The organism is Streptomyces sp. NPDC057474, from assembly GCF_042802555.1.
In the GTDB taxonomy this organism is placed as follows: domain Bacteria; phylum Actinomycetota; class Actinomycetes; order Streptomycetales; family Streptomycetaceae; genus Streptomyces.
Genome location: NZ_JBHVDX010000397.1, coordinates 1 through 4,838 on the forward strand (window position 1 = coordinate 1; position 4,838 = coordinate 4,838).

Sequence of the window (4,838 nt, forward strand, 5' to 3'; positions counted from 1 at the left end):
CCCGTACTCCCCCCGCTTTCCCCCGTTACCTGCTCCCCCCCACAGACCTTCAGGCGACAAGCTCCCCGAAGGACTCCTCCTCGTCACGGCCGAAGCTGAGGACCTCGTCCTCGCGCAGCCGGCGGAGCGACCGCCAGATGCTGGACTTCACCGTGCCGACACTGATGTCGAGGATCTCCGCGATCTCCGGGTCGGTGCGGCCCTCGTAGTAACGGAGGACCAGCATCGTCCGCTGGAGTTCGGGGAGCCGGGCGAGCGCCTGCCACAGGACGGCGCGCAGCTCGGTGCCACGCATCGCGTCCGTGTCGCCGGCGGTCTCCGGCAGCTCCTCGGTCGGGTACTCGTTCAGCTTGCGGCGGCGCCACGCGCTGATGTGCAGATTCGTCATGGTGCGGCGGAGGTAGCCCCCGACCGCGGCCTTGTCACTGATCCGGTCCCAGGCCCGGTAGGTCGAGAACAGCGCGCTCTGCAGCAGGTCCTCGGCCTCGAAGCGGTCTCCGGTCAGGTGGTAGGCGGTTGCGTACAGGGAGGCACGACGCTCCTGGACGTAGGCGGTGAACTCCGCCTCCGACACAGACCGGCGTTCCCCCGTGCCCTCCCCGTACGCGGTCCCCGTTCCCCCGTGGGTGACCCCCGTGTTGCTTCCCCCCACATGCGCGTCAACCACCGACATGTACGTGGTGTGCTGACGCCCGGTGCCGCGAGCGCACCCCCGCCCGCTCACGGCACCGGACTTCTCCGTGTTCCGGACGACGTCGTGGAGCCGCGTGACAACTGCGCTAGTGCTGGTGCTGTGCAGCGTGTTCATCTCGCGCCCCCCGTCGTGGAGTTCCGGTTGTGGTGCTGTGCCGTGGTGCTCGTTCGTGCTTCTCCGGCTCCGCCCCTTCGTACTGTCGGGCGGCGTTTCCTTGCCTGTGACGAAAAGATTGCCCGTTCACCTTCATGGCCGTGTCCGCCGACTGTCACAGACCTGTCACAGGGGTCGGACCCAGGCGGGGCACAGGTTGATCACAGAGAAGAGTCGTACGACTACGCGAACGGCACGATCGTGTGCGGGTGTCAGGTGGGAGCGCTCCAACGGTCGATTCGGCGCCATGCCATGGGCCAGAATGAGCCCGTGCCTTCCCTGTTGCTGATCGAGGACGACGACGCCATCCGCACGGCCCTGGAGCTCTCACTGACGCGCCAGGGGCACCGTGTCGCCACCGCCGCCACCGGCGAGGATGGTCTCAAGCTGCTGCGCGAACAGCGGCCGGATCTGATCGTTTTGGACGTGATGCTGCCTGGAATCGACGGCTTCGAGGTGTGTCGGCGGATCCGGCGCACCGACCAGCTGCCGATCATCCTGCTGACGGCACGCAGCGACGACATCGACGTCGTGGTGGGCCTGGAGTCGGGCGCGGACGACTACGTGGTCAAGCCCGTGCAGGGGCGGGTGCTGGACGCCCGGATCCGCGCGGTACTGCGGCGTGGTGAGCGCGAGGCCAACGACGCGGCGACCTTCGGCTCCCTCGTGATCGACCGCGCGGCGATGACCGTGACGAAGAACGGCGAGGACCTCCAGCTGACGCCCACCGAGCTGCGGCTGCTCCTGGAGCTGAGCCGCCGCCCCGGACAGGCCCTGTCCCGGCAGCAGTTGCTGCGTCTGGTGTGGGAGCACGACTACCTGGGCGACTCCCGCCTGGTGGACGCGTGTGTGCAGCGGCTGCGCGCCAAGGTCGAGGACGTACCGTCGTCGCCGACCCTGATCCGTACCGTGCGCGGCGTGGGCTACCGGTTGGACACGCCTCAGTGACGAAGGCTCGAGGGGGGATCCGCGGCTGGGCCGCGGCTCGCAGGAAAGTGCAGTCCCGGATCCGTTTCACCAGTCTGCGGCTGCGGCTGGTGGTCGTCTTCGGCCTGGTGGCGCTCACGGCCGCCGTGTCGGCGTCCGGTATCGCGTACTGGCTCAACCGCGAGGCCGTGCAGACCCGCGCGCAGGACGCGGCGCTCAACGACTTCGAGCGGGAAATGCAGAGCCATGTGAGCACGCTGCGCCCGAACCCGACGCAGGACCAACTGCGCATCGCGGCGCGGAAAATGGCGGACGGCGGTGAGCGTTCCAGCGTGCTGCTCGTCGCCGAGGGCGCCGATGGCGAGGCCGTCTCCGGGTCCTCCACCGACAACGCGCTGAACGGCTTCTCGCTGGAGGACGTGCCCGCGTCGCTGCAGAAGGCCGTCAACAAGCGGCAGAAGCTCACCTCGGGCAACCGGCACGCGTACCACGTGTACTGGCAGCGGGTCATCGACGGCGACACCCCGTACCTCGTGGGCGGCGCGAAGATGATCGGCGGCGGGCCGACCGGCTACATGCGCAAGTCCCTCGCGGAGGAGGCGAAGGACCTCAACTCGCTGGCCTGGTCGCTCGGGATCGCGACGGGTCTGTCGCTGATCGGCTCGGCGCTGCTCGCGCAGGCCGCCGCGACGACCGTACTGAAGCCGGTGCAGCGCCTCGGCGTGGCCGCCCGGCGTCTCGGCGAGGGCAAGCTCGACACCCGGCTGAGTGTCTCCGGCACGGACGAACTGGCCGACCTCTCCCGGACGTTCAATCTCGCGGCGGAGTCGCTGGAGAAGAAGGTCGACGACATGAGCGCCCGCGAGGAGGCGTCCCGCCGCTTCGTCGCCGACATGTCCCACGAGCTCCGTACGCCGCTGACGGCGATCACCGCCGTCACGGAGGTGCTGGAGGAGGAGCTGGACGCCGACACGGGCAGCCTCGACCCCATGATCGAACCGGCCGTACGGCTCGTCGTCAGCGAGACCCTGCGCCTCAACACCCTGGTCGAGAACCTGATGGAGGTCACCCGCTTCGACGCGGGCACGGCCCGCCTCGTCCTCGACGACGTGGACATCGCCGACCAGATCACCGCCTGCATCGACGCCCGCGCCTGGCTGGACGCGGTGGACCTGGACGCCGAGCGCGGCATCATCACCAACCTCGACCCGCGGCGCCTGGACGTGATCCTGGCGAACCTGATCGGCAACGCGCTCAAGCACGGTGGCTCCCCGGTGCGCGTCTCGGTGCGCGAAGAGGGCGAGGACCTGCTGATCGAGGTCCAGGACCACGGCCCCGGCATCCCCGAGGACGTCCTCCCGCACGTCTTCGACCGCTTCTACAAGGCGAGCGCCTCCCGCCCGCGCTCCGAGGGCAGCGGCCTGGGCCTGTCCATCGCCCTGGAGAACGCCCACATCCACGGCGGTGAGATCACCGCCGCCAACTCCCCCAAGGGCGGCGCGGTCTTCACCCTCCGTCTGCCCCGCGACGCGGCCTCGCTGATCGCGGAGGAACGGGACGGCGACCAGGGCGACGACGGCCCCCAGGGCATCGAGGGGGCCGGTCAGTGACGATACGAGGCGCGCGAGGACGGGAAGACGGGGGAACACAGGGCGTGCGAGTGCCAGACGTACGCGTACGGGGCTCACGCGCGCGAGGTGTACGGGTCCTGGCCGCGACCGGGGCGCTGGCCGGGCTGCTCGCCGGCTGCGGCATCCGGGCCACGCAGGTGCCGACGGACTTCGGGCCGGCGCCCTCGATGGTGCCGTGCGAGCTGTCGGTGACGGACATCGCGACGCAGGCGACTCCGTCCGGTATGCCGGTCGAGGTGTTCCTGCTCTGCTCCGGGGCGCTCGTGCGGGTCAACCGCTCGGTGGAGGTCGCCGAGGGCACCGAGGAGGCCCAGCGGCGCGTCGTCGTCGCACAGGGCCTGCTGGACGCCCTGGCCGGCGACCCCAGCGACGTCGAGGACGAGGCCGGCTACAGCACCGCCGTCCCGGCCGGCCTCACGGTGACGGGCCCCACCCCCGGCGACCCCGAGGACGCTCTCCGCCTGTCCACCGCCCCCGGCTCCCTCCCCGAGTACGCCCTCGCCCAGATCGTCTGCACCTTCGCCGACTCCGCGGCCGCGGGCGACAACGGCTCGGTGGTCCTGGGCAGCACGAGCGCCGAGTCACCGCGGCGCTACGAGTGCACCCCGGAGATCCAGTCGGACCCGGGCGAGGGCAACCCGCCGTCGACGGAGATCAACGGGTCCTGAGCCGCCCGAGCGACGCCCACTGCCTGGGCAACTGCAACAGGGCCGGCGAGTGAGCCGAAGGGGCGCGCCCGCGCGCGCTCGCACTCTCGACACAGGCTCTGGCGCCCCGGAGGTGAACCGAGCCACAAAAAGACAGCGGAACCGATCGTGCCGGGGGCCGCGTCTTGGGGGGCGTGCAGCCTCAAGGTACGAACGGCGGTAGCGCCGGGATCCGTGTCCGTGCGGCGGGGGGTGTCCTCCTCGCCGCACATCTCGCGGTCGTTGCCTGGATCACGCTGCGTCCACTGGACGTCACCTGGATGAGTCCCGCGAATCTGCGGCCGTTCGCCGGGATCAGAGCGGATCTGGTCCTGGGGTGGCCGGAGGCGGCCCGCCGGATCGGTGAGGGGCTGGCGCTGCTCGCTCCGCTGGGCGTACTGCTGCCGATGGCGCACGGCAGACTGGCCGTGTCGCCGCTCGCCTCGCTGGCCCGGTCGGCCGCGGCCGGGGCGCTGCTGTCGTTGACCATCGAACTGTTGCAGACCGGGGTGCCCGGGCAGGTCGTCGACATCGACTCGATCCTGCTGAACACGGTCGGCGTTGGCCTCGCCCACCTCGCGGTGGTGCCGGTGGTCAGGTCGGCGCTGCGGCGGAGGGCCGAGACCCGGGTGCGTGCGGCCCGTCTGCGCCGGGAGGAGTTGTCTCAGGGTCGGACCCCGACGATTCCCAGGGTCGGGATGGCTCCTTAGAGTGAACGCAGAGCATCGCGGCGCTGAGTCCGCGCAT

At 70.6% G+C, this 4,838-nt stretch carries 5 protein-coding genes; 4 read left to right on the forward strand and 1 reads right to left on the reverse strand.

Annotation, left to right across the window (positions count from 1 at the left end):
- Positions 1-49: 49 nt before the first annotated feature.
- Positions 50-808 carry a SigE family RNA polymerase sigma factor gene (locus tag ACFU53_RS46615; RefSeq protein ID WP_384006338.1) on the reverse strand — a complete coding sequence of 253 codons (759 nt, stop codon included), beginning with the start codon at positions 806-808 and terminating at the stop codon, positions 50-52.
- 309 nt (positions 809-1,117) lie between these two features.
- On the opposite strand from ACFU53_RS46615, the gene afsQ1 reads away from it, so the two are divergent.
- The 4 genes from afsQ1 (at position 1,118) to ACFU53_RS46635 (ending at position 4,801) form a co-directional block, all read left to right on the forward strand.
- Positions 1,118-1,795 (forward strand): two-component system response regulator AfsQ1, encoded by a 678-nt coding sequence (afsQ1, locus tag ACFU53_RS46620; RefSeq protein ID WP_013001223.1) that lies wholly within the window; start codon positions 1,118-1,120, stop codon positions 1,793-1,795.
- 47 nt (positions 1,796-1,842) lie between these two features.
- Positions 1,843-3,384 (forward strand): ATP-binding protein, encoded by a 1,542-nt coding sequence (locus ACFU53_RS46625; RefSeq protein WP_384006340.1) that lies wholly within the window; start codon positions 1,843-1,845, stop codon positions 3,382-3,384.
- Between the two features lie 44 nt (positions 3,385-3,428).
- Entirely contained in the window at positions 3,429-4,073 is a 645-nt protein-coding gene (locus ACFU53_RS46630; protein WP_384006342.1) for a hypothetical protein, read from the forward strand.
- A 173-nt stretch (positions 4,074-4,246) separates the two neighbouring features.
- On the forward strand, positions 4,247-4,801 hold the full coding sequence (locus tag ACFU53_RS46635; RefSeq protein ID WP_384006344.1) for a VanZ family protein: 555 nt from the start codon (positions 4,247-4,249) through the stop codon (positions 4,799-4,801).
- The last annotated feature ends 37 nt before the right edge of the window (positions 4,802-4,838 follow it).